The sequence below is a fragment of the Saccharopolyspora dendranthemae genome, from assembly GCF_007829955.1.
In the GTDB taxonomy this organism is placed as follows: Bacteria; Actinomycetota; Actinomycetes; order Mycobacteriales; family Pseudonocardiaceae; genus Saccharopolyspora; species Saccharopolyspora dendranthemae.
Genome location: NZ_VIWX01000001.1, coordinates 1,562,442 through 1,584,675, shown reverse-complemented (window position 1 = coordinate 1,584,675; position 22,234 = coordinate 1,562,442). Strand labels below are relative to the sequence as shown.

The window sequence follows — 22,234 nt, the reverse complement described above, 5'->3', positions numbered from 1 at the left end:
AGATTTAAGTTGATCAGCACATCGATCGGACAGAGCGGAGTGCGCCGATGAACTTCGAGCCAGCGCGGCATTTCTGGCTGCCGACGCCGAACCCGGATTCCGGCGCCTTCGCGCGCCACGCGTTCCGGGGGCGTCGCTGGGAACGCCAGTCGTCCGACACGACCGTCTGCGGTCTCGAAGTCGCGATGGCCACGCCCACCGAACTCGACTGGATCACCGCGCCCACCTGCGGTGAGTGCAACCGGACTCTCATATCGGAGCACGACGGTCGCACCTGAAGCCCGTTTCGACGCCGACTTCCCCCGACAGGCGTTGAAACCGCGAAGGTCGGCCGACACGTCCCCCTCCCCGCGTGTCGGCCGACCGCCCCGATGAAGAACCGGATCAGTTCTCCAGGATCTGCTTCCGGATCTCCGGCTTGAGGACCTTGCCGATCTTCGAGCGCGGGAGGTCGGGCCAGATCTCCAACTGCTTGGGCGTTTTCACGCTGCCCAGCCGCTGCTTGACGAACCCCGCGAGATCGTCCGGTTCGGCCTGACGTCCGGTGCGGAGCTGGACCACGGCCGTGACGCGCTCGCCCCACTTCTCGTCCGGGAGGCCGAGCACCGCGCAGTCCTGCACCGAGCCGTGCTCGCGCAGGGCCTGCTCGACCTCGGCGGAGTACACGTTGAACCCGCCGGTGATGATCATGTCCTTGGCGCGGTCGACGATGAACAGGAAGCCGTCCTCGTCGAGGTAGCCGATGTCGCCGGTGTGGTGCCACCCGTGCCTGCTGACCTCCGCCGTGGCGGAGGGGTTCTCGTGATAGCCGTCCATGACCAGCGGTCCGCGCACCACGATCTCGCCGCGCTCACCGCCGGGCAGCAGCGCACCGGACTCGGCCATGACCGCCACCTGCGTCAGCGGGCTCGGCCTGCCCGCGGACGAAAGCCGTTCCACCGCCACCGAACCGTCCGCGCGGAAGTGGTCCGCCGGGGCCATCGTGGCGATCATGTTCGGTGCCTCGGTCTGGCCGAAGAGCTGGCCCAGGACCGGGCCGATCCGCTCCAGCGCTTCCTGCAGCCGGGTCGGCGACATCGGCGCGGCGCCGTACCAGAGGCAGCGCAGCGAGCTCAGGTCCGTCGAGTCGAGATCGGGGTGGTCGAGCAACCCGTAGATCACCGTCGGCGGCAGGAAGGCGTGGGTGATCCGGTGCCGTTCGACGAGCCGCAGGAACTCGCCCAGATCCGGCTCCGGCATGATGACGATCTCGCCGCCCAGCGACATGATCGGCCAGGTCAGCACGCCCGCGGAATGGGTGAGCGGGGCCAGCGCCAGGTATCTCGGCCGGTCGCCGAACGGGTAGCTCATCAGCGTCAGCGCGGTCGCCGTGGCCATGTTGGTCCCGGTCAGCCGCACCCCCTTCGGCTCACCGGTGGTGCCACCGGTTCCGGCGAGCATGCACAGCTCGTCGCCGCGCACCGCCGGAGCAGTGCGATCCGGGTCGCCGAGCTCGATCCAGTCGGCGAAGGTCAGCGCGCCGTCGACCTCCCCGTCGAGGCAGACGAGCGTGGTCAGCTCCGGCAGTTCCGCCCGGATGCGCTGCACCAGCGGAGCGAAGCGCTCCTGGAACAGCAGGCACCGGCAGCCGAACATCGACAGCAGCTGCCGGTTCTCCGAAGCCTCGTTGCGCGGGTTCACCGGACACCACACCGCTCCCGCGCGGGAGATCCCGAACACGCTCGTCAACGCGGTCGGATCGTTCGCGGACAGCACCGCCACGCGGTCCCCGGGCCGGATCCCCGAGGCCATCAGGGCCTGAGCCGTCCGCCAGGAGGCTTCCTGCACCTCGGCGTAGGAGAGGGATTCGCCCCTCGTGGTCAGACAAGGCCGGTCGCCTCCGAGTGAGGCTCCTTTGTCCAGGTATTCGGCCAGCTGCACGGCAACCTCGCTGAGTCGGGCGCGCCGGTCGCCGTCGAGCGGCGACCGGCGCGGAGGATCACTGGTGGACTTGCACGATCGGGTCGAGGACGAGCCCGAAAGCGCGCAGCGTGCCGAGGAGTTCGCGGTGCCCGAACGCCTGGCAACCCGAGGCGAAACCCGCCCTCCTGGGCCTGTCCTGCAGCAGGTGCGCAGCTGCGTGCACGTTGAGCAGCGCGGTCTGCTTGTAGTTGCAGTTGCCGTGGATGACGCAGTGCACCCGCCCCAGCGGCCCGGACGCGTGCACCGAGTCGAGCGAGGTGTTGATCCGCGGGTTCTCCCTCGGCGGCATCTCGCTGCGGACCTGCGCTGAGGTCGCGTCGATGATCGCGTACTTCTCCTGCTCCGACTTGCCCTCCATCTGCTGGAGCGCGCCGGCGACGATCTGCGGAACCGCCTGCATCAGCTCCCGGTTGAACACCCCGCCGAGCGCGCGGGCGTTGGCCACTCGCGGATCGTTCTTGAACCACACGGGATGCGAGGTGCCGCCCCACGGCAGCGCGAGGCCGAGCTCGTGCTGACCCGGGACCACCACGTCGTGCAGGCCGCCGTCGGCGGGCCAGGTCTGGTACTCGTTCTGCTCCAGGTAGTGGGCGTCGGAGAACGCGGCGTTGGTCAGGATCGTGTTGGTGGAGGCGACCGTCGGGTAGCCCTTCCAGAACACCTGGATGTCGAGGGTGTCGAGCCCGGGCGTCTCCAGGCAGATGTTGGCCGCGATCTCGCCGATCGTGTACATCTGCGCGATCCCGGGCGACAGCAGCAGGTTCCGGGTCTCGAAGTCGGCGCCGTAGCGCTGCTCGACGTCGATCATCCAGTTCTGCTCGCCGTTGGTGTCGGTGTAGTGCGCACCGATGTCCAGGCAGGCCTGCACGACCTCGTGGCCGTAGCGGGCGAAGGGACCGACGGTGTTGAGCACGACCTTCGCGCCGCGGAACTGCTCCGCCAGCGACGACGCGTCGTGCTCCACCTCCACGATCTCGTGCGGCACGGTCTCCACACCGGGAACCGCGTCGACGGTCTCCTTGACGCGCTGGTGATCGCGCCCGGCGGCCAGGAACGGGATGTTGTACTCGCGCAGGTATTCGCAGATCAGTCGTCCGGTGTAGCCGGAGGCACCGTAGACGACGACAGGCTTGTCAGTGCTCACGAACTCGTCCTTTCTCAGTGGAGATGCAGGTCAGCTGCCCATGCCGCCGTCGACCGCGAGGCCGGCGCCGGTGATGTACTTGGCGGCTCCCGAAGCCAGGAACACGACCGCGTCCGCCATGTCGTCGACCTGCCCGAGGCGGCCCTGCGGCGTCAGGTCGACCACCGCCTTGGCGGCTTCCTCGGGGGAGGGGAACAGCCCGATCTCGGCGCAGTCGGCGGCGAGCTGGTTGCCCATCGCGGTCGGGGTCAGGCCGGGGTAGATGCAGTTGACGCGCACGCCGTAGCCGAGCTTCCCGGACTCCGCGGCCGCGACCCTGGTCAGCCGGTCGATCGCGGACTTCGTCGCGGAGTAGATCGAGATCCCGGGGAAGGCGATGGTGGCCGCCACGGACGCGATGTTGACCACCGCGCCGCCGTTGCCCGCCGGACCGTCCGGGCGCATGGCGCGGAACGCGTGCTTGAGGCCCAGCGCCGTGCCGAGCACGTTGACGTCGAGCATCCTGCGGACGTCGGCGGGGTCGAGATCGGCGACGAGACTGGTGATCTCGACACCGGCGTTGTTGACCAGCAGGTCGAAGCCGCCGAGCGAGGAGATGACCTCCGGGACCGCTGCGGCCCAGCTGTCCTCGTCGGTGATGTCGAGCTTGACGAATTCCGCCGTGAAGCCCTTCGCGCGCAGCGACTCGGCGGTCTGCTTGCCGTCGTCTTCGAGCACGTCACCGATGGCCACGGCGGCGCCCGCGGCGGCCAGCGCCTCGGCCATTCCGGCTCCGAGACCGCGCGCACCCCCTGTGACCAGCGCTCTTCTTCCGGACAGGTCGTAACTGGTCATGCGGAATCTCCTCCTTGAGATCACTGCTGCGCGTTGCCCTCGAACTCGAGGTGCGAGTTGGGTCACACCATAGAAGCGACTTTTGACAGTCGTCAAGAATTTCTTTGACAGGTGTCAAAGAAATCTGCGGGAGATAGACTGGACGGGTAGCCGCAACGCCGGAACCAGCCAGCCGACAGGGACGAACCCGTGACCGAGGTCGCTGAAACCAAGCAGGAGCGGATCGCTCGCCGCCAGGTCGACAAGTTCGAGACGCGACGCAGAGAGCTCGCCGTCGCGACGCTCCAGACGCTCGCCGACCTGGGGTACTCGCGCACGAGCCTGCGGGAGATCGCGCAGAACTCCGAGTTCTCGCACGGCGTCCTGCACTACTACTTCGCGGACAAGCGGGACCTGATCACCCAGGCCGTCCGCCAGTACGAAGAGGTCTGCGTGACCCGCTACGACGACGTCGTGGCGAACGCGGGCACGGCCGAGGAGCTCCGGACCGGCTTCGTCGACATGTTCTTCGGGACTCTCAAGGCCGACGCCCACCTGCACCGGCTCTGGTACGACCTGCGCAACCAGAGCCTGTTCGACGAGTCCTTCCGCGCCGACGTGCTCGACATCGACGGCCGCAGGCGGGAGATGATCTGGCGCGTCCTGAGCCGCTACGCCGAGCTCTCCGGTGCCGAACCGGCCACCTCGCGCGCGGCCGCCTACGCCACCCTCGACGGCGTCTTCCAGCTCGCCCTGCTCCACCAGCTGTCCGGAACGGACGAACAGGTCGCCGGCCTCGCCGAAGAACTCGCCCGACTGATGGACCTCCTGGTCGCGAAGTAGGTCCCAGGGCAAGAAGAACTGGTTGGTTCCGGGAGAAGGCCGGTTCGCTCTCGTGCGGTGAGTCAGTGGTGGTCGGCCCCTGCGGGGCAGTGGGAGGCTGATGCTTCACCGAGGTTGAGCAGTGCTGGAGTGCGGCTGTGGTGGGCGACCCAATCCCCAACCGGGGTCGAAATCATCCGTAGTAGCGCGATGATGTCGTTGTGCAGGTCATGTGGGCTGCGGTACGCGCCGGGGGCGTTGTGAGGTACGCCCGGAAGGCGAACGCCCGTGACTACGGGCTCGTGATGTGCGACGCGGTTCCGGAGGGCGTACACGCGCGCAGCTACGGCGTGAACATCAGCCCGTCGTTGGGTCGAGCTTGGAAATGCGTGCCTCAACGCAGGGCGCCAGAGCAGGGCTTCGTAGGCACGTCGTTCGCGGTAGGGCGGCTTGCCCGCGTGTCCGCCGACTTCGAGGAGATGGACCCAGAAACCGAGCGGCAGCTGGGCTAGGAGTCTGCCTGGTCGGTGCCCATCGCCGTAACGTGCGTCGGCGTGGGCCTTGGCGACCGCCGTTTGGGAGCGATCGTCGAGGAGTTCAGCGTTGGCCCACCAATCTGACCCGTATTTGCGTGCGAGCCGATCGTGCATGGCATTGCGCATGGCGATCTCCACGATGTGAAGGTCGGCCATGTAGGACGAAGCGAGTTCGATGCCGAGCAGGTAGAGCTCGAAAGGATCGCATCCCCACTCAGGTGCGAGGCGGTGATAGGTGCCCATTCGCTCGTCGGAGAGGAGTGGCGGAAGTTCGCTTGGCGGCGACACCCGGTGGTAACTCACGGCGATGTTCTACCAACCGCGTGTAGTTCTGCTAGCATCGGTCTCGAAGTCCCCCGGGCCGCTAGTACCAGCAGGTACGCGCCGGGGGTCCTCTTTTTTGCACCGGGTCCCACGCTGCCCGATCTGACTCGAGACTGACACTGGGTCGGCGGCTGGCGCTGCACGGCTAGACCGGGTGGGTGCGGACGCCGTTTGGCGTGCTTCGCCCCTTCGGTCGGGTCCTCGCAGTGGCCTCCGCCCGCTACCGCGCCGATAGCGCGCTGAGTGCCCTCGGGCTGGTGGCTGCCGGTGTGGGCGTCGCGGTGGTCCCGGCGAGCGTCGACCTCGCCGCCGTGCCGGACGTCGTCTACCGGCCGCTCGACGAACCGGACCTCACCGTCGACTTCCACCTTCCACCTTCCACCTTCCACCGGACGGACGAACCCAACCCCGCGGTTTTCATCCCCGGTCACCGCGGCGCGGGGGTTGTGCGACAGACAACGGGCCGGTCTTCGTGGGGGTGGGGAAGTTTTCATGAAAACTTCCCCACCACACCCCAGAAGACCGGCCCGTTGTGCGTGCGGTTGGTCAGCGGTGGTGGGACTGCAGGGCTTCTTGCAGGACCGCCGGTTGGCCGTGGGTGGACTGGGTTCCCACCTGCTCGGGCGTGGGTTGCGGCAGCGGCTCGCACGTGGTGTCCGGGCCGTCGCCCGGCTGGCGGGCTGGAAGCTTGCCGGTGAGCAGGTAGTCGGCGATCTGGTCGTCCTCGCAGGCGTTCCCGCTCAGCGAGCTGGAGTGGGTCGTGCCGCCGGGGAGGCTGATGAGGCTGGCGTTCGGGAAGCGCTTGCGGGCTTCCAGGGCTCCCGGGAACGGGGTCGCCGCGTCCAGCTCCTCGCTGATCAGCAGCGCGCTCTCGACCCCGCTGCCGTCGACCTCGACGGGCTTGCCCGCCTTGGCCGGCCAGGTCAGGCACGGTGCGTTGTACCAGGCGTTGCCCCAGGTCTCGAACGGCGCCTTGGCGTGGGTCTCCCAGTTGTCCTTCCGCCACTGCTCCCAGCTCGTCGGCCACTGGACGTCGGTGCACTGCACGCCCGTGTAGACCGCGTAGCCGTTGTCGTCGCCCGGGGTGTTGGTGTCGTCGTAGAGCGCCTTGGCCGGGGCCCAGTCGCCGTTGTTGACCCACGCGGCGAACGCCTGCGCGCGCTCCGGCCACACCGAGGTCGAGTAGCCGGCCTGCAGGAACAGGTCGGTCCACTCCGCTGAACCGATGACGTCACCGGCTGGTTTCTGGTCGAGTGCTGCGAGCTGCTCGTAATAGCGCTTCTCGACATCGGCCGCGGTGGTGCCCAGGTGGTAGGTCGCGTCGTTGCGGGCGACCCAGTCGAAGAAGATCTTGATGTTGCGGTCGAAGGCGACGTCCTGGTTCAGGTTCGCCTGGTACCAGACGTCCTCGACGTTGACCACGCCGTCCATCACCAGGCGCCGCATCCGGTCCGGGTGCAGCGTGCTGAAGACCTGGCCGAGGTAGGTGCCGTAGGAGAAGCCGTAGAAGTTGATCTGCTCCTGGCCCAGCGCCTTGCGGATGCTCTCCATGTCCTCGACCGAATCGGTGGTCTTGAGGTGGTCGAGCAGCTTGCCCGCGTTGCCGCAGGCCTTCGCGTAGCCCTCCGAGCGCTCCAGCCAGGTCTTCTCCAGCTGCGCGTCGGGGACGTAGTGCGGCCGGTCGTAACCGAAGTAGTTCGGGTCGCAGGACAGGGCGGGCTCGCTGCTGCCCACACCGCGCGGGTCGAAGCCGATCCAGTCGTAGGCGGCACCGGCGTTCTTCGGCACGGACGAACCGAGCACGCTCAGGTTCAGCCCTGACCCGCCCGGCCCACCCGGGTTGACCAGCATGACGCCCTGGTACTGGTCCTCGGGGACGGTGTGCTTGACGCGTGAGACGGCGAGCTTGATCTGCTCACCGGCGGGATCGGCGTAGTCCAGCGGAACGGAGACCATGCCGCACTCGGCACCGGCCTTCTGCAGGGACTCGCTCTCGCACGGACCCCACTGGATCGGTGCCGGGGTGAATTCGGGTGCCGGCGCGGCGGATGCCGAGCCGACCGTCGGCGATAAGCCGATCAGCAGCCCGAGCGCCAGCGCGGTGGTGGCGACTTTTTTCACGGATCGTCCTCGTCTGTCCGAGTTCTCGCCGGTGGCGGCGATGCAGTGTGGACAGTTAACGAGATCGAATCGGTTCAGAGATCGCGATTGGCGAAAAATGGTCGAAGCAGCCGCCGTTCGGTCACCGGCTCAACCAGGGGGAGGGCTTGTCGGTGACCGGTCGCGTCGGGTCCTGGTGCAGCGGCATTTCGGGCTCGTCGATGCGCAGCGGGATCAGGCCCTCGGTGATGGCGCGCATGATGCGGTCGCGGGCGCGCGCAGCGTCGCCGACGCGATCGGCGGCCAGGTCGGAGAGGTCCACGGGGGCGCCGAAGTGGACCCGCATCGTCGGTCGGCGCACGATCGCCCGCAGCCAGGACGAGAACAGGATCCACAGGTCACGGGCACTTTCGACGCGCACCATGCCGTAGCACATGGCCTCGTGCGCACCCCACTGGCTGATCGGGACCACCGGGGTCCCCGCTGCCAGCGCCATGCGCGCAACACCGGTCTTGCCCCGCTCGGGCCACATGTTCGGCTCCAAGGTGAGCCGTCCCTCCGGGTAAACCAGAACCGGATTCGCGTCCTCGGTGAGGGCGTTGACGACCTTGCCGAGCGCTTCGGCCGCGCTCGCCTTGCCGCGGTCAGCGCGGACGTGCCGACCGGCGCGCATGATCGAACCGGTCACCGGAGCGTCGAACAGACCTCCCGTGGCCACGAAGCGAGGTGAGATCCGGCGCTCCCGGCAGGCCGCGATCAGCACCAGCGGGTCCAGGTTGCCGATGTGGTTGGCCGCCATCAGCAACGGCTGTCCGCGCAGCTCGTCCGGCACGTCACCGGTGATGACCAGCCGCCCGGTCAGCGCGATCACCGCGCGGTCCACGCGCATGAGCGCGCGCCACAGCCTCGGCGTCGCGCGGAACAGCTTCTCGCGGTCGCTTCGGTGTGTCGGCGCGGGGCCGCTCGGCAGGGCAACCATGATGGGCAAGGATCTCATGGCCTGGGCGCAGACAGAGCGCGAACCCCTGTGGTTGTTGTGACGGGAGAGGCGGGTGCCGATACCGTGTGGGGCATGGCGAGCCGGACAACTAACGGGGGGCGGGGCTCGTCGCGCGGCAAAGCGGCGACGCAGCGTAGCGGCACCGCCGCCAAGCGTGGCAGCTCCAGCACCACGTCCAAGAGCACTGGGTCGAAGGCCGGGTCGAAGAGCACCGGGTCCAAGGCCGGGGCCTCCAAGGGGCAGAGCAAGCCCCGCCCCTCCTCGACGCACGCGCCCCGCAGGGCGCCCGCGAAGCGCAGCCCCGCCAAGAGCACCAGGAACCAGGGCGGCGGACTCGGCGGTGTGGTCCGTGCGTTCGGCAGGACCCGCGAACTCGACCCCGCCCACCGCCGCGACGGAGTCGCGCTGATCTACCTCGCGCTGGCCGTGGTCGTGGCCGCAGGGGTGTGGTGGCAGGCGGGCGGACCGGTCGGCCACTGGTTCGACTGGGCGCTGCGCTCGGTCATCGGCATCGGCGCGATCGTGCTGCCCCTCGTCCTGCTGCTCACCTCGGTGATCCTGATGCGCACCGAGACGAGCCCCGAAGCGCGGCCGCGCGTGGTCATCGGCTCGGTGCTGCTGATGTTCGCGACTCTGGGAACCATCCACGTCCTGTCGGGTGCCCCGCTGGAGTCCGAAGCATGGCCCACGGCGGGAGGTGCGCTCGGATTCGTCGCCGGTGGCGCGCTCGCGTACGGCCTGACCGGCTATGTGGCCGTCCCGGTGCTGGTCCTCGCCGGTCTGTTCGGGTTGCTCGTGCTCACCGGATCCTCGGTGCGCGACGTGCTCGCCCGGATGCGCGGCGACCACTACGACGACGAGGACGGCTTCGAGCCCGCGCCGAGCAAGGCCGATCTCGAAGGCGATCCGTCCTCGGTCAAGCTGCGCCGCCCGTCCCGGCGCCGGCAGGCGACGTCCTCCGCCGAGGACGAGCAGCTCTCGCTCGACGACGTCCCGGAAGAACCGGCCAAGCCGGCCAAGCCCAAGGCCGCCGAGGTCCCCGCGGCCAAGCCGGAGAAGCCCGAGAAGCCGCCGAAGAAGAGCGACAAGCCGCAGATCAGCCGCGACGTCGAGGGCGACTACCACCTGCCGCCGCTGGACGTGCTCACCGACGGCGAACCGCCGAAGAGCCGCAGCAAGGCCAACGACTCGATGATCGAGGCCATCACCGCGGTTCTGGAGCAGTTCAACATCGACGCGCAGGTCACCGGGTTCACCCGGGGCCCGACCGTCACGCGCTACGAGGTCGAGCTCGGGCCCGGCGTGAAGGTCGAGAAGATCACCGCGCTGACCAAGAACATCGCCTACGCCGCCGCCACCGACAACGTGCGGCTGCTGGCGCCGATCCCGGGCAAGTCCGCGGTCGGCATCGAGGTCCCCAACAGCGACCGCGAGATGGTGCGGCTCGGCGACGTGCTGCGCTCCTCCGAAGCCGCCAAGGACTCGCACCCGCTGGTCATGGGGCTGGGCAAGGACATCGAAGGCCACATGGTCACCGCGAACCTGTCGAAGATGCCGCACCTGCTGTGCGCGGGTTCGACCGGTTCGGGCAAGTCGAGCTTCGTCAACTCGATGCTGGTGTCGTTGCTGGCGCGGGCCACCCCGCAGGAGGTCAGGATGATCCTGATCGACCCGAAGATGGTGGAGCTGACGCCCTACGAGGGCATCCCGCACCTGATCACGCCCATCATCACCCAGCCGAAGAAGGCCGCCGCAGCGCTGGCCTGGCTGGTGGAGGAGATGGAGCAGCGCTACCAGGACATGCAGGCCAACCGGGTCCGGCACATCGACGACTTCAACGCCAAGGTGCGCTCCGGCGAGATCACCGCACCGCTGGGCAGCGAGCGCGAGTACAAGCCCTACCCGTACATCCTGGCGATCGTCGACGAGCTCGCCGACCTGATGATGACCGCGCCGCGCGACGTCGAGGACGCGATCGTGCGGATCACCCAGAAGGCCCGCGCCGCCGGGATCCACCTGGTCCTGGCCACGCAGCGGCCGTCGGTCGACGTGGTCACCGGTCTGATCAAGACCAACGTGCCGTCGCGGCTGGCGTTCGCCACGTCGTCGCTGACCGACTCCCGGGTCATCCTCGACCAGCCCGGTGCCGAGAAGCTGATCGGCATGGGTGACGCGCTCTACCTGCCGATGGGCGCTTCGCGTCCGGCGCGCGTGCAGGGCTCGTTCGTCGCCGACGACGAGATCCACCGCATCGTCGCCTACACCAAGGACCAGGCGGAACCCGATTACACCGACGGGGTCACCGCGGCCACGAAGTCCGGCGACAAGAAGGAGATCGACTCCGACATCGGGGACGACCTCGACGTCCTGCTGCAGGCCACCGAGCTCGTCGTGACCAGTCAGTTCGGTTCGACCTCGATGCTGCAGCGCAAGCTGCGGGTCGGGTTCGCCAAGGCGGGCCGGCTGATGGACCTGCTCGAATCGCGCGGCGTCGTCGGCCCTTCGGAGGGGTCCAAGGCGCGCGACGTGCTGGTCAAGCCGGAAGAGCTGGAGAACGCGCTCTACTCGATCCGCGGCGGGCCATCGCCCGACGACGAGGAATGAGCACGGGCCCGCGGCTGAGGACAAGCCGCGGGCCCCTTTCGTTTTCCTCGCTTTTCACGGTTGTTCATCCCCATTTGTTTCGCATTGTTTCCACTGCTCCGTTTGCGCCCGCTCGATTGCTCTGAACGGCATTTTCACAGGGCTCGATTCAGAACATTTCTACGATAACCTCTCCGCCGCTGACGGTTGGACCGCCTGCGGTGTGAAGGGTATTGAGAATGGTCGTTCGAAAAGTTCGCGCTTTGCTGGTTGTGCTGTTCTCGGTCGCATTGGTGGCCGCCGGGTTCCAGCAGATGGCGTTATCCGCCCCAGCCCCCGCTCCTGCTCCCGCCCCCGCTCCCGGGGACGTCGGGACCCAAGACGTGGACGAGGGGGAGCTGCTGCGCGTCGGTGGGTCCAGCTATCCGAGGCTCGTGCGCCTGGAGAACTCGGGCGACGCCAACGGCCGCGTGCTCTCGAGCATGACGACCTACCGGGACAACGCCGGGTTCGCGGCGATCTCCGAGAGCCGGGACGACGGCAAGACGTTCCAGCCGCTCTCCGAGATCCACGATCCCGCAGGTGAGAACACCAAGGGGATGTGCTGCTCCACGCTCTACGAGCTGCCGCAGCAGGTCGGTGACATGCCGGCCGGAACCCTGCTGTGGGCAGGTACCGCCGGCATCGGCGCCGACGAGGAGGAGCGCCAGGCCAGCATCCGCGTGTGGCGCAGCGATGATCACGGCAAGACCTGGAGCTACCTCTCCGACATGGTGCAGGCCCCGGTCGGGCCCGGTGTGTGGGAGCCGGAGTTCACCGTTTCCGAGCAGGGCGACCTCGTCGCGTTCTATTCAGACGACGGTGATCCGGAGCACGACCAGAAACTCATGCAGGTGCGTTCTTCGGACGGTCGAAATTGGACCGATGCGAAGGAGATGCTGAAGAACGACGAGTTCACGGTGCGTCCCGGAATGTCGGGAGTTCGCAAACTCCCCGACGGCACTTACGTGATGGTGTACGAGGTCTGCAATTACGACCCGGTGCACACCTGCACGATCTGGATCCGCAAATCCTCCGACGGCTGGGACTGGGGCGACCCGAAGGACCTCGGCACGGAGATCGTCTCGGACACCGGTGGACAGCCTCTCGGGACGCCGACCATCGCGCTGGCTCCCGGACCGAAGTCCAACGGGCGACTGCTGCTGGCCTACCAGATGCTCGGCGGCGACAACGGCGGCTGGGCCCCCGGCAACGGCAAGACGGTCATGGTCAACGAGAACCCGGACGACCTCGACGGGCCGTGGAAGGAGATTCCGGCGCCGGTGCAGATCAGCTACAACCAGGGCAGCGTCTGCCGGAACTTCAGCCCGAGCCTGCTGCCGACCTCCGACGGCAAGTCCATGATCCACGTGACCACGGATTTCGAGCACTACATCGGCGGGCCGTGCGAGGCCTTCTACGGCGTGGGGCCGATCGGTGACGACGCCGCAGCAGCGAAGTCCGCACCCCGTCCGATGGACACCCGGCCCGGCCGCTGACCCGGCGGACACCGATCCGGCCGCGGACGCGGTAGCGAAGAACGGCCCTCACCCGGCGAGGCGGTCCTCCCGCCGGGTGAGGGCTTTTCGAATTTCGCGCGAAATTCGAATCGCGCTGGTCAGCCCCGGGCTTCGGCCTTCGCCGGGAGCTGGGCCATCTCGACGGCCTCGGCGATCGACGACGCCGAGCCGCCGAACTTGCGGACGGCCTCGTAGTAGAGATCGGCGGTCGCCTCGCACGCGCCTTCCCCGTCGCACACGGAGTACATGTCGTCGTGGAAGTTGTCGTCGATCTTCAGCCGGTTGTCGTCGGTGAACCGCTCCTGGAGCTTGTAGTTGCGGTACCCGAAGTCGTGCCGGTCGCAGCTCTCCAGGAACTCGTAGCCGAACGGCGCGTCGGGGGAGTACGAGCAGCCGTCGGAGGACCAGTCGAGCTGGTCGGCGTGGGGCTGCTCGGAGCGGGTCTGGGTGAACTCGTCGAGCGAGTACTCGAAGAGGTAGCTGTCGGTGGTCTTCTGCAGCTCTTCCGGCGTGAGATCGGCGGCGACCGCGGTTCCGCCGGTCAGCAGCAGGGCTCCGGCGGCGGCCACGATGGTGATCAGGCCGCGGCGACTATTGCGTTCCAAGGTGATCTCCTCTGGGTGGAACGAATGATCACCGGTGTTTATAACCGGTGCCAGAGGGGTTCGTGGGAAAGTTGCGCACTTGCGAACGCCAACGGGGGATGAACGACTGGTGCGCTCGCGGCGGTGCGGTGTCGCCGGTCTCGGTGAGACGCCGAGACGCGCTGGTCAGGAAGGCAGTTCGAGCAGCATCCGGGTGTTGCCCAAGGTGTTGGGCTTGACGTTGGCCAGGTCCAGGAACTCCGCCACGCCGGCGTCGACCGAGCGCCGCATCTCCTCGAAGACCTCGGGGCTGACCGGAGCGCCGTCGATGGTGCGAAAACCGTGCCGCCCGAAGAACTCCGTCTCGAAGGTCAGCACGAACACCCGGGTCAGGCCCAGTCCGGTGGCCAGCTCGATGAGCCGCTGCACGATCCGGTGCCCGATGCCGCGGCCCTTGACCACTGGATCGATCGCCACCGTGCGGATCTCGGCGAGGTCTTCCCAGAGCACGTGCAGCGCGCCGCAGCCCACTGCGCGCCCGTCCTCGTCGGCCACCCAGAACTCCTGGATGTCCTCGTAGAGCGTGACGAGTTCCTTCTCCAGGAGGACCTCGCCCGCGTAGGTGTCGACCAGCGCCTTGATCGTCGGGACGTCGGCGATCCGAGCCCGTCGAATCACTATCTCCGACGGCGCATAACCATTCATGCGCCTCATCGTAACGCCGCGCTCCTCGCGCAGCGCGTGAACATCAGGCCAGCTGCAGAAGCATCCGGGTGTTGCCCAAGGTGTTCGGCTTGACGTGCGCGAGATCCAGGAACTGGGCGACGCCTTCGTCCGGCGAGTGGCGGATCTCGTCGTAGATCTCGGGCGGGACCGGTGTGTCGGCGATGGGGCGGAACCCGCGGCGGCCGAAGAACTCCGTCTCGAAGGTGAGCACGAAGATTCGGGACAGGCCCAGGTCGGCCGCGTGCTCGAGCAGCCGGTCCACCACGAGATGCCCGACGCCGCGCCCCTTCTCCATCGGGTCGACGGCCACGGTGCGGATCTCGGCGAGGTCCTCCCAGAGCACGTGCAGCGCGCCGCAGCCGACGATCCGACCGCCGTCCTCGGCCACCTGGAACTCCTGGATGTCCTCGTAGAGCGTGACGAGCTCCTTGCCGAGGACCACCTTGCCCGCGTAGTGGTCGATCAACGACTTGATCGCTCGCGCGTCGCGGACGCGGGCCGGTCGCACCTCGATGGCATTCACGTTAGGTAAGCCTAACCATCACAACAGGACGGCGGTCGTCCGGACGGTCGTAATCTTGGCCACCACTCGGAGGCAATCCGCGGTGCCAGGCTCGTTGCGGAGCGTCGACAGCAGGGACGTTAGGCTCGACCCATGTCAACCGAGCAGAAACACCACCGAGTCGCCATGGTCACGCTCGGTTGCGCCCGCAACGAGGTGGACTCCGAAGAGCTGGCGGGCAACCTCCACGGCAGGGGCTGGGACCTCGTCGACGCCGACGACGCCGAGGTCGTCGTGGTCAACACCTGCGGCTTCGTCGAGTCCGCCAAGAAGGACTCCGTGGACACGCTGCTGGCCGCCTCCGACACCGGCGCGAAGGTCGTCGCCGTCGGCTGCATGGCCGAGCGCTACGGCTCCGAGCTCGCCGAGCAGATGCCGGAGGCCGACGCCGTCCTGGGATTCGACCACTACGACAACCTCGCCGACCGGCTCGACGACGTGCTCGCCGGTCGTGCCCTCGAGTCCCACCAGCCGCAGGACCGGCGAAAGATGCTTCCGATCAGCCCGGTCTCGCGGCCCGCCGCGGCCGCCGACGTGGCCGTGCCCGGTCACGGCTGGGTGCCCGCCGCGCGCGAGATCTCGCGCCGCCGGCTCGACGACTCGCCGGTGGCCGCGCTCAAGCTCGCCTCCGGCTGCGATCGTCGCTGCACGTTCTGCGCGATCCCGTCCTTCCGCGGCTCCTTCCTGTCCCGCCAGCCGGAGGAGGTCCTCGGCGAGGGCGCCTGGCTGGCCAAGAACGGGGCGAAGGAGCTGTTCCTGGTCAGCGAGAACTCCACCTCCTACGGCAAGGACCTCTCCGACCAGCGCGCGCTGGAGGTGCTGCTGCCGCAACTGGCCGAGCTCGACGGCGTCGAGCGGGTCCGGGTGTCCTACCTGCAGCCCGCCGAGACGCGTCCCGGCCTGGTGCGCACCATCGCCACGACTCCGGGCGTGGCGACCTACTTCGACCTCTCCTTCCAGCACTCCAGCGAGACCGTGCTGCGACGGATGCGCCGGTTCGGCTCGACCGAGTCGTTCCTGCAGCTCATCGAGCAGATCCGGGCGCTCGCGCCGGAGGCCGGGATCCGCAGCAACTTCATCGTCGGCTTCCCCGGTGAGACCGAGGAGGACTTCGCGGAGCTGCAGGAGTTCTTGACCACGGCCCGGCTCGACGCCGTCGGCGTGTTCGGCTACTCCGACGAGGACGGCACCGAGGCCGCCGGCTTCGACGACAAGCTCGACCCCGACGTGGTCGCCAAGCGCGTCGAGCAGTTGACCGCCCTGGCCGACGAGCTGATCGCGCAGCGAGCCGAGGACCGCATCGGCACCGAGGTCACCGTTCTGGTGGAGCGCTTCGACGAGGACGACGTCGTCGGCCGCGCCGACCACCAGGGACCCGAGGTCGACGGCGAGTGCCTGATCGACGGGGCCGACGAGCTGGCCGTGGGCGACGTGGTGCGCTGCGAGGTCATCGACAGCGACGGAGTGGACCTCGTGGTGCGCCCGCTGGAGAAGCCAGGGGAGAACCCATGACGGCCGAAGGCCAGGCGCCCCCGCCGCCCGTCCTCAACATCGCCAACCTGCTGACCATGTCCCGGCTGGTCATGGTGCCGGTGTTCCTGGTCGCGCTGTTCTGGGACGGCGGGCACGACACGCTGTGGCGCTGGATCGCGACCGGCGTGTTCGCCCTGGCCTCCATCACCGACCGCATCGACGGCGAGGTGGCTCGCAAGCGCGGTCTGGTCACCGACTTCGGCAAGATCGCCGACCCGATCGCCGACAAGGCGCTCACCGGCGCTGCGCTGGTCGGTCTGAGCCTGCTGGGAGACCTGCCCTGGTGGGCGACCTGGGTGATCATCGCTCGCGAGCTGGGCGTGACGTTGCTGCGGTTCTGGGTGATCCGGCACGGCGTCATCGCCGCCAGCCACGGCGGCAAGATCAAGACGCTGCTGCAGGCCATCGCGATCGGGCTCTACCTGATGCCGCTGGGTTCCTGGGCGGACATCCCGCGCTGGATCGTGCTCGGCGCGGCGCTGATCGCCACGGTCGTGACCGGTCTGGACTACGTGGTCCGCGCGCTCCGGCTCCGCGCCGCGGGCGGTGCGAAGGCCGACGCGTGATCCTCGAACCCCTGGGTCTGGCGTTCCCGCAGGTCGCCGGGTTGATCACGACGCTGCGGGAGCGAGGTGAATCGGTCGCCACCGCCGAATCGCTCACCGCAGGCCTGGTCGCGGCCGCGCTCACCGAGGTGCCGGGCGCCAGCGCGGTGGTGCGCGGTGGGCTCGTCGTCTACGCCACCGACCTCAAGGAGCGGCTCGCAGGGGTCGATCCGGAGTTGCTGGCCGAGCACGGCGCGGTGCACCCGGACGTGGCGGCCCAACTCGCCGTCGGCGCGTCGCGCCGCTGCGAGGCCGACTGGGGCATCGGGCTCACCGGTGTGGCGGGACCGGATCCGCAGGACGGAGTCGCTCCCGGCACCGTTCACCTGGGCTTCTCCGGCCCGCAAGGCGCGCAGGTGCAGACCGAGGTGCTCGACGGTGATCGTCACGCGGTCCGAGCGGCGGCTGTTCGGGTGGCCCTGGAACACTTCGCCACGCTGCTTCGTTGAAAAATGTGGGAGTGGGTCGTCATGTGTCCGCATGCGCTGTGCGCTGCGTGAACATGGCCCATCGAGGACTAGTCCGATCGATCATGGACCGTTCGCCCTGGGCGGACTTCGGCTCGATCGTTCTCGTTCGGGCCCATCGATGAGTAACGTAGGGGGCGTTCACGCGTAGTGCACGCGGAAGGCGACGAAGGAAGGGAGGCGCGCGATGACCGTATTGTTGCGGGAGGCGGTCGGTGAACGGCTGCGCCGCGCCCGGACCGCACAGTCTCGGACCTTGCGGGACGTTTCGCGCGCTGCCCGAGTGAGCCTCGGATACCTGTCCGAGGTCGAACGGGGCCGCAAGGAGGCGTCCAGCGAGCTGCTGTCCTCGATCTGTGATGCCTTGGACCTGCCGCTGCCTGAGCTGCTGGTGACCGTTGCCGGTGACCTCGACGGGACGATGGTCGTGCCATCCGTCGTCGAGCAGCCCGCCACGGCCGACATCGACGGTGGTCAGCTGGTGCCGAGCCTTCTCGGTGCCGAGCTCTCCGACGAGCAGTTCGCCGACGACGGCTCGTCCCGCGCGGGGCTGCAGCCGGTGCTCAGCCAGCGCATCAGCGCTCCGGTGCGCAAGCAGGTAGTGGCCGCCTGAACGACTAAGACGACACCTCCGAGCGCCCCGCGTGCCCACTGGCGCGCGGGGCGTCGGTGTTCGTGTTGATCACGGTTCCGTGTCCGTTATGCCCCCGGAGCGGCGTCGTGGGGGCGAGACTGGTTCGATCAATGAACAGTGGTCCGGGAAATACCCGGAGATCTGCCGTGTTTGGTGGAAGCGGACACAACTACCTGACACGATGGAACCAGCCGAGGCTCTTGACGCGTTGTATCGGCGTAGAGATCGGCTGGGGGCAGACGGCTCGCAGTGCCACGTGGCAGGCAAGCGGAAAGAAGGCAGGCGGAGGAGATGGCCAACCCGTTCGTGAAGGCCTGGAAGTACCTGATGGCGTCCTTCTCGTCGAAGGTCGACGAGCACGCAGACCCTAAGGTGCAGATCCAGCAGGCCATCGAAGAGGCACAACGTCAGCACCAGGCCCTCTCCCAGCAGGCTGCCTCGGTGATCGGCAACCAGCGTCAGCTGGAGATGAAGCTGAACCGGCAGCTCGGCGAGGTCGAGAAGCTGCAGTCCTCGGCCAAGCAGGCGCTGGTCATGGCCGACCAGGCCCGCTCCGAAGGCGACGAGACCAAGGCCGCGAAGTACGAGGAGACCGCGACGCAGCTGGCCAGCCAGCTGGTCAGCGCGGAGCAGGGCGTCGAGGACCTCAAGACGCTGCACGACCAGTCGCTGGGCCAGGCCGAGCAGGCCAAGCAGGCCGTCGAGCGCAACGCGCAGGTCCTGCAGCAGAAGATCGCCGAGCGCACCAAGCTGCTCAGCCAGCTGGAGCAGGCCAAGATGCAGGAGCAGGTCTCGGCGTCGATGAAGTCGATGACCGAGGTCGCCGCGCCGGGCAACACGCCTTCGCTGAACGAGGTCCGGGACAAGATCGAGCAGCGCTACACCACCGCACTGGGTGAGGCCGAGCTGGCGCAGAACAGCGTGCAGGGCCGGATGATGGAGGTCGAGCAGGCCTCCGTCGACGCGGCCGGATCCAACCGCCTCGCGCAGCTCCGCGCTTCCATGGGCGGCGGCGACCAGAAGCAGGTCACCGGCGGATCGCAGCAGCAGCTCTCCAGCGGCGAGCAGACCCCTGCGGAAACCCAGAAGCAGGAGAAGCCGCAGGCGGACCAGGCCTGAGTCGAGGCGGAGGCAGCACCATGTCCCGGAAACGCGAGCTCGCGCAGTGGGGCGAGGTCGCCCTGGACACGCTGCGCGGGCCTGTCGCGACCGAGGTGCGCCGCAAGTGGGCCGACTGGCGCGATCCCCGCGCTCGGTTGGTCCGGCGCCGGAAGGCCGCCAAGCGGGTCGCAGGCACCAGCGCCACCACGGCGGGCGTTTTCGGGCTCGGTGCCGTCACCTCGTGGATGACGCCGATCGTGGATTCGGTCTTCTTCTGGCAGTGGGCCGGGGAGACCGCCGCGGTCGGCCTGGGCGGCGTCGCCGTGGCCGGCGGCGTCGGCGCGGTGAGCGCCGGGTTGAAGTACCGGAAGCTCAAGAACACGCCGCTACCGGAGCCCAGCGCCTCCGAGCTGCTGCCCGCACCCGGTTCGGTGGCACGGCCGCCCATGCAGCGGCTGCGGGAAGCGGAGCAGACGCTCAACGCCGCGCTGGCCGAGCTCACCTCGGCCGGTGCGGGTGCGTCGGCCGCCGAGGCGCGCGCGACGGCGGACGCCGCTGCTGCGGAGCTGCGCCGGGGCGGTCAGCGCTTGGTCGCCGTGGAGTCGGCGATGCGTTACGCGCCCCCGGCGGAGCAGAGCGAGCTCAAGGCCGCCGTCGACCGGCTGCGGGCCGAGCTGGACGAGGGCGTGTCGAGCTACGGCGGTGTGGTCGCGGCCGCAGGGCGGGCGGTCGCGTCGAGCGGTGCGGGCGAGCAGCGGCACCTGCTGCAGGACGCGACGGACCGGTTGGCCGGTCTCGCCGTCGGGATGCGCGAGGTCTTCGGCGAAGCGGACGGGTCCGCTCAGCACTGATTTTCACCACACGCTGCAACGAGATCACTAGCGGTAGTCAATATTTTTACTATCGACGGGCCGGGTGACTTGATTGCGTGATGCCGAATAGTAATCTTTCCCCAGTCATCACATGCCGTGACAGTTTGTCCGCCCGAACGGGTGGCTCGGGGAGGCCAATGTGGCGTTGTGGGCCGTGCACGGCAACGGTCGACGCCTGCCGCGCGATTCCGTCGTCACCTCCGAGGAACGGCTGAGCTGGCCGCTCACCATCGGTTTCGGCGTGCAGCACCTGTTCGCGATGTTCGGCACCACCACGCTGGTCCCGCTGCTGACCGGGTTCCCGGTCGCCACCACACTGCTGCTCTCCGGCGTCGGCACCCTGCTGTTCCTCGTGATCACCCGCAACCGGGTGCCCAGCTACCTCGGCTCGTCGGTGGCCTTCGTGGTGCCGATGAGCGCCGCGGTCAGCGAGGTCGGCGCGGGCCCGGCCGCGCTGCTGGGCGGGATCATGGTGGTCGGTCTCGTGGTGCTGGCCTTCGGCGTGGCCGTCAAGGCGCTGGGCGTGCGGTTGCTGGAGACCGCGATGCCGCCGGTGGTCACGGGCGCGATCGTGCTCATGATCGGCCTGAGCCTCGCCCCGCAGTCCGTCTCCTCCTTCGATCAGCAGCGGGTTCCGGCCGCCCTGACGCTGGGAACCGTCGTCCTGCTGACGGTGATCAGCAGGGGCATGGCGGGCCGCGCCGCAGTGCTGATCGGCGTCCTGGTCGGCTGGGTGTACGCGGCGACGATGGGGCAGCTCGTGCCCGAGCGGGTCGCCAGGCTGGCCGAGGCGCCGTGGATCGGGTTCCCGCAGCTGATCACACCGCAGGTGCACGTCTCGGTGGTCCCGTTCGTGCTGCCGCTGGCGATAGTGCTGGTCGCCGAGCACGTCGCGCACCTCAAGGCGGTCGCCGCCGTGTCCGGGCGCGACCTCGACCCCTACGTCGGTGACGCGCTCATCGGTGGCGGGCTCGCCACGATGCTGTCGGGTTCGGCCGGCGGCTCGGCGGTGAGCAGCTACGCGGCTAACATCGGTGTCATGGCGGCGACCCGCGTCTACTCCACGGCCTCCTGCTTCGTGGCTGCCGTGGCGGCGATCGTGCTGTCGTTCTCGCCGAAGCTCTCCGCGCTGATCAACACGGTCCCGATGGGCGTGCTCGGCGGTGCCACGCTGGTGCTGTTCGGGATGCTGGCCCTGGTCGGAGTTCGCATCTGGCTCGACGCCCGCGTCGACTTCGCGGACCCGGTCAACCTCGCCGTGCTGGGCACGGCCGTCATCGCGGGGGTCGGCGACCTGACGCTCAGCGTCGGCGACCTCCGGATCACGGGCCTGGTCTGGGGATCGATCGGGATCGTCATCGTCTACCCGCTGCTGCGGAACCTGGCCGACGTCCGCGACGTCCGCGACGTCGCGTGAGGGTGGCCCCGGGCGGTTCTGGTCCGAACCGTCCATGATCAATGTCCACTACGTCCGGTCAGTTCGGACCACAACCGCCCACGGGTGAGGTCGAGGCGCTCCGCGCTCAGGGCTGGCAGCGCGGGCAGCGGTAGCTGACCCGGTCGTCCGGCGGCGTCCCCAGCCTCCCGCGCTGGACCGGGTTTCCGCAGCGCAAGCAGGCCCTCCTGCCGTACACCCAGTGCTGGTCGCCGCGGCGGAGGCTCTTGGTCGTGATCTGCTCCGGCCGCCAGGCGTTGCGGTGCAGCAGGTCGTGCCCGAGCCGGATCGCCCGGCCGGCGTCGACCTCTGACACCGGGGCCGAGGGGGAGCGGCCGAGCAGGAAGCAGATCTCCGTCGCGTAGAGGTTGCCGATGCCTGCCACGATCCGCTGGTCCATGAGGGCCTGGCCGAGTTCGCGGTCCGGCTCCGCGGTGAGCCTCCGCACCGCCTCGGCTTCCCGCTCCGGGCCCCAGTCCGGCGACAGCAGGTCCGGGCCGAGATGGCCGATCAGCTCGGGCTCGCGCGAGGTGGGCAGCCAGCGCAGGTCGTGCAGCGCGAAACCGACCGCGACCTGATCGGTCGTCGCCAGGACCGCGCGCGCCTGGTGCCCGGGGCGCCGCCACCGGCCGCCCGGCGGGTACAGGTGCCAGGCGCCGTCCATCCGCAGGTGGTTGTGCAGCGTGCGGCCGCCTTCGAAGCGGATCAGCAGGTGCTTGCCCACCGGGACGACTTCGCGCACCACCCGGCCGGCGAACTCCACAGTGGACAGTCGGGGGTGGCGGATCTCACCGCGGATCAGCTCCCGCCCGGCGAGCGCTTCGTTCAGCCGGTGGCAGGCGAGGAAGACCGTGTCGCCCTCGGGCACCGGG

General features: G+C 68.7%; 21 protein-coding genes and 1 pseudogene. 12 read left to right on the top strand and 10 right to left on the bottom strand.

Going from position 1 to position 22,234, the window contains the following annotated elements:
- Positions 1-47 precede the first annotated feature (47 nt).
- Positions 48-278, top strand: coding sequence for a hypothetical protein (locus FHU35_RS07115; RefSeq protein WP_246110112.1), 231 nt, complete (start codon positions 48-50; stop codon positions 276-278).
- Positions 279-384: 106 nt separating this feature from the next.
- Here FHU35_RS07115 and FHU35_RS07110 read toward each other — a convergent pair whose 3' ends face one another.
- Genes FHU35_RS07110 through FHU35_RS07100 form a run of 3 tightly spaced genes read right to left on the bottom strand, consistent with a single transcriptional unit; the run spans position 385 to position 3,940 of the window.
- Entirely contained in the window at positions 385-1,920 is a 1,536-nt protein-coding gene (locus FHU35_RS07110; protein ID WP_145737538.1) for an acyl-CoA synthetase, read from the bottom strand.
- A 58-nt stretch (positions 1,921-1,978) separates the two neighbouring features.
- Positions 1,979-3,106 carry a DUF5938 domain-containing protein gene (locus FHU35_RS07105; RefSeq protein WP_145737537.1) on the bottom strand — a complete coding sequence of 376 codons (1,128 nt, stop codon included), beginning with the start codon at positions 3,104-3,106 and terminating at the stop codon, positions 1,979-1,981.
- Positions 3,107-3,136: 30 nt separating this feature from the next.
- Complete coding sequence (locus FHU35_RS07100) at positions 3,137-3,940, bottom strand: SDR family NAD(P)-dependent oxidoreductase (RefSeq protein WP_145737536.1); 804 nt, start codon at positions 3,938-3,940, stop codon at positions 3,137-3,139.
- A 189-nt stretch (positions 3,941-4,129) separates the two neighbouring features.
- Here FHU35_RS07100 and FHU35_RS07095 point away from each other — a divergent pair, with 189 nt between their 5' ends.
- Complete coding sequence (locus FHU35_RS07095) at positions 4,130-4,762, top strand: TetR/AcrR family transcriptional regulator (protein ID WP_145737535.1); 633 nt, start codon at positions 4,130-4,132, stop codon at positions 4,760-4,762.
- A 62-nt stretch (positions 4,763-4,824) separates the two neighbouring features.
- Here FHU35_RS07095 and FHU35_RS07090 read toward each other — a convergent pair whose 3' ends face one another.
- Entirely contained in the window at positions 4,825-5,580 is a 756-nt protein-coding gene (locus tag FHU35_RS07090) for a CAAX protease (protein WP_145737534.1), read from the bottom strand.
- A 179-nt stretch (positions 5,581-5,759) separates the two neighbouring features.
- Here FHU35_RS07090 and FHU35_RS30135 point away from each other — a divergent pair.
- Positions 5,760-5,960, top strand: a pseudogene (locus tag FHU35_RS30135) (LysR substrate-binding domain-containing protein); the annotation flags it as partial.
- Positions 5,961-6,147: 187 nt separating this feature from the next.
- Here the strand turns inward: FHU35_RS30135 and FHU35_RS07080 are convergent.
- Together FHU35_RS07080 and FHU35_RS07075 are read right to left on the bottom strand one after the other, a co-directional pair.
- Entirely contained in the window at positions 6,148-7,722 is a 1,575-nt protein-coding gene (locus FHU35_RS07080; protein WP_186459288.1) for an alpha/beta hydrolase, read from the bottom strand.
- 121 nt (positions 7,723-7,843) lie between these two features.
- Complete coding sequence (locus tag FHU35_RS07075; protein ID WP_145738013.1) at positions 7,844-8,590, bottom strand: lysophospholipid acyltransferase family protein; 747 nt, start codon at positions 8,588-8,590, stop codon at positions 7,844-7,846.
- A gap of 183 nt (positions 8,591-8,773) precedes the next feature.
- Between FHU35_RS07075 and FHU35_RS07070 the strand changes: the two genes are divergently transcribed.
- Both FHU35_RS07070 and FHU35_RS07065 read left to right on the top strand, forming a co-directional pair.
- On the top strand, positions 8,774-11,305 hold the full coding sequence (locus FHU35_RS07070) for an FtsK/SpoIIIE family DNA translocase (RefSeq protein ID WP_186459287.1): 2,532 nt from the start codon (positions 8,774-8,776) through the stop codon (positions 11,303-11,305).
- A gap of 251 nt (positions 11,306-11,556) precedes the next feature.
- Positions 11,557-12,822, top strand: coding sequence for a sialidase family protein (locus FHU35_RS07065; protein ID WP_246110172.1), 1,266 nt, complete (start codon positions 11,557-11,559; stop codon positions 12,820-12,822).
- A 119-nt stretch (positions 12,823-12,941) separates the two neighbouring features.
- On the opposite strand, the gene FHU35_RS07060 is transcribed toward FHU35_RS07065, so the two are convergent.
- The 3 genes from FHU35_RS07060 to FHU35_RS07050 form a co-directional block, all read right to left on the bottom strand.
- Positions 12,942-13,448, bottom strand: coding sequence for a phospholipase (locus FHU35_RS07060; RefSeq protein WP_145737532.1), 507 nt, complete (start codon positions 13,446-13,448; stop codon positions 12,942-12,944).
- 165 nt (positions 13,449-13,613) lie between these two features.
- Entirely contained in the window at positions 13,614-14,132 is a 519-nt protein-coding gene (locus FHU35_RS07055; RefSeq protein ID WP_145737531.1) for an amino-acid N-acetyltransferase, read from the bottom strand.
- A 43-nt stretch (positions 14,133-14,175) separates the two neighbouring features.
- Positions 14,176-14,676 (bottom strand): amino-acid N-acetyltransferase, encoded by a 501-nt coding sequence (locus FHU35_RS07050; protein WP_145737530.1) that lies wholly within the window; start codon positions 14,674-14,676, stop codon positions 14,176-14,178.
- Positions 14,677-14,808: 132 nt separating this feature from the next.
- Here FHU35_RS07050 and rimO point away from each other — a divergent pair, with 132 nt between their 5' ends.
- The 7 genes from rimO to FHU35_RS07015 all read left to right on the top strand — a co-directional run bounded on the left by rimO (position 14,809) and on the right by FHU35_RS07015 (position 21,344).
- The gene (rimO, locus tag FHU35_RS07045; RefSeq protein WP_145737529.1) at positions 14,809-16,227 is read left to right on the top strand and encodes a 30S ribosomal protein S12 methylthiotransferase RimO; all 1,419 of its coding nucleotides are present in this window, start codon (positions 14,809-14,811) and stop codon (positions 16,225-16,227) included.
- The gene (gene pgsA / locus FHU35_RS07040) at positions 16,224-16,814 is read left to right on the top strand and encodes a CDP-diacylglycerol--glycerol-3-phosphate 3-phosphatidyltransferase (RefSeq protein ID WP_145737528.1); all 591 of its coding nucleotides are present in this window, start codon (positions 16,224-16,226) and stop codon (positions 16,812-16,814) included. Before rimO ends, pgsA begins: the two co-directional genes overlap by 4 nt.
- On the top strand, positions 16,811-17,302 hold the full coding sequence (locus FHU35_RS07035; RefSeq protein WP_145737527.1) for a CinA family protein: 492 nt from the start codon (positions 16,811-16,813) through the stop codon (positions 17,300-17,302). Before pgsA ends, FHU35_RS07035 begins: the two co-directional genes overlap by 4 nt.
- Positions 17,303-17,507: 205 nt before the next feature.
- Positions 17,508-17,933, top strand: coding sequence for a helix-turn-helix domain-containing protein (locus tag FHU35_RS07030; RefSeq protein WP_145737526.1), 426 nt, complete (start codon positions 17,508-17,510; stop codon positions 17,931-17,933).
- A 312-nt stretch (positions 17,934-18,245) separates the two neighbouring features.
- Positions 18,246-19,073 (top strand): PspA/IM30 family protein, encoded by an 828-nt coding sequence (locus tag FHU35_RS07025; protein ID WP_145737525.1) that lies wholly within the window; start codon positions 18,246-18,248, stop codon positions 19,071-19,073.
- Positions 19,074-19,093: 20 nt separating this feature from the next.
- Positions 19,094-19,906: a phage shock envelope stress response protein PspM gene (gene pspM, locus FHU35_RS07020; protein WP_145737524.1), complete on the top strand. Its 813-nt coding sequence runs from the start codon at positions 19,094-19,096 to the stop codon at positions 19,904-19,906.
- Positions 19,907-20,066: 160 nt separating this feature from the next.
- Entirely contained in the window at positions 20,067-21,344 is a 1,278-nt protein-coding gene (locus FHU35_RS07015; protein WP_145737523.1) for a uracil-xanthine permease family protein, read from the top strand.
- Positions 21,345-21,450: 106 nt separating this feature from the next.
- Here FHU35_RS07015 and FHU35_RS07010 read toward each other — a convergent pair whose 3' ends face one another.
- The gene (locus FHU35_RS07010; RefSeq protein WP_145737522.1) at positions 21,451-22,230 is read right to left on the bottom strand and encodes a DNA-formamidopyrimidine glycosylase family protein; all 780 of its coding nucleotides are present in this window, start codon (positions 22,228-22,230) and stop codon (positions 21,451-21,453) included.
- Positions 22,231-22,234: the final 4 nt, after the last annotated feature.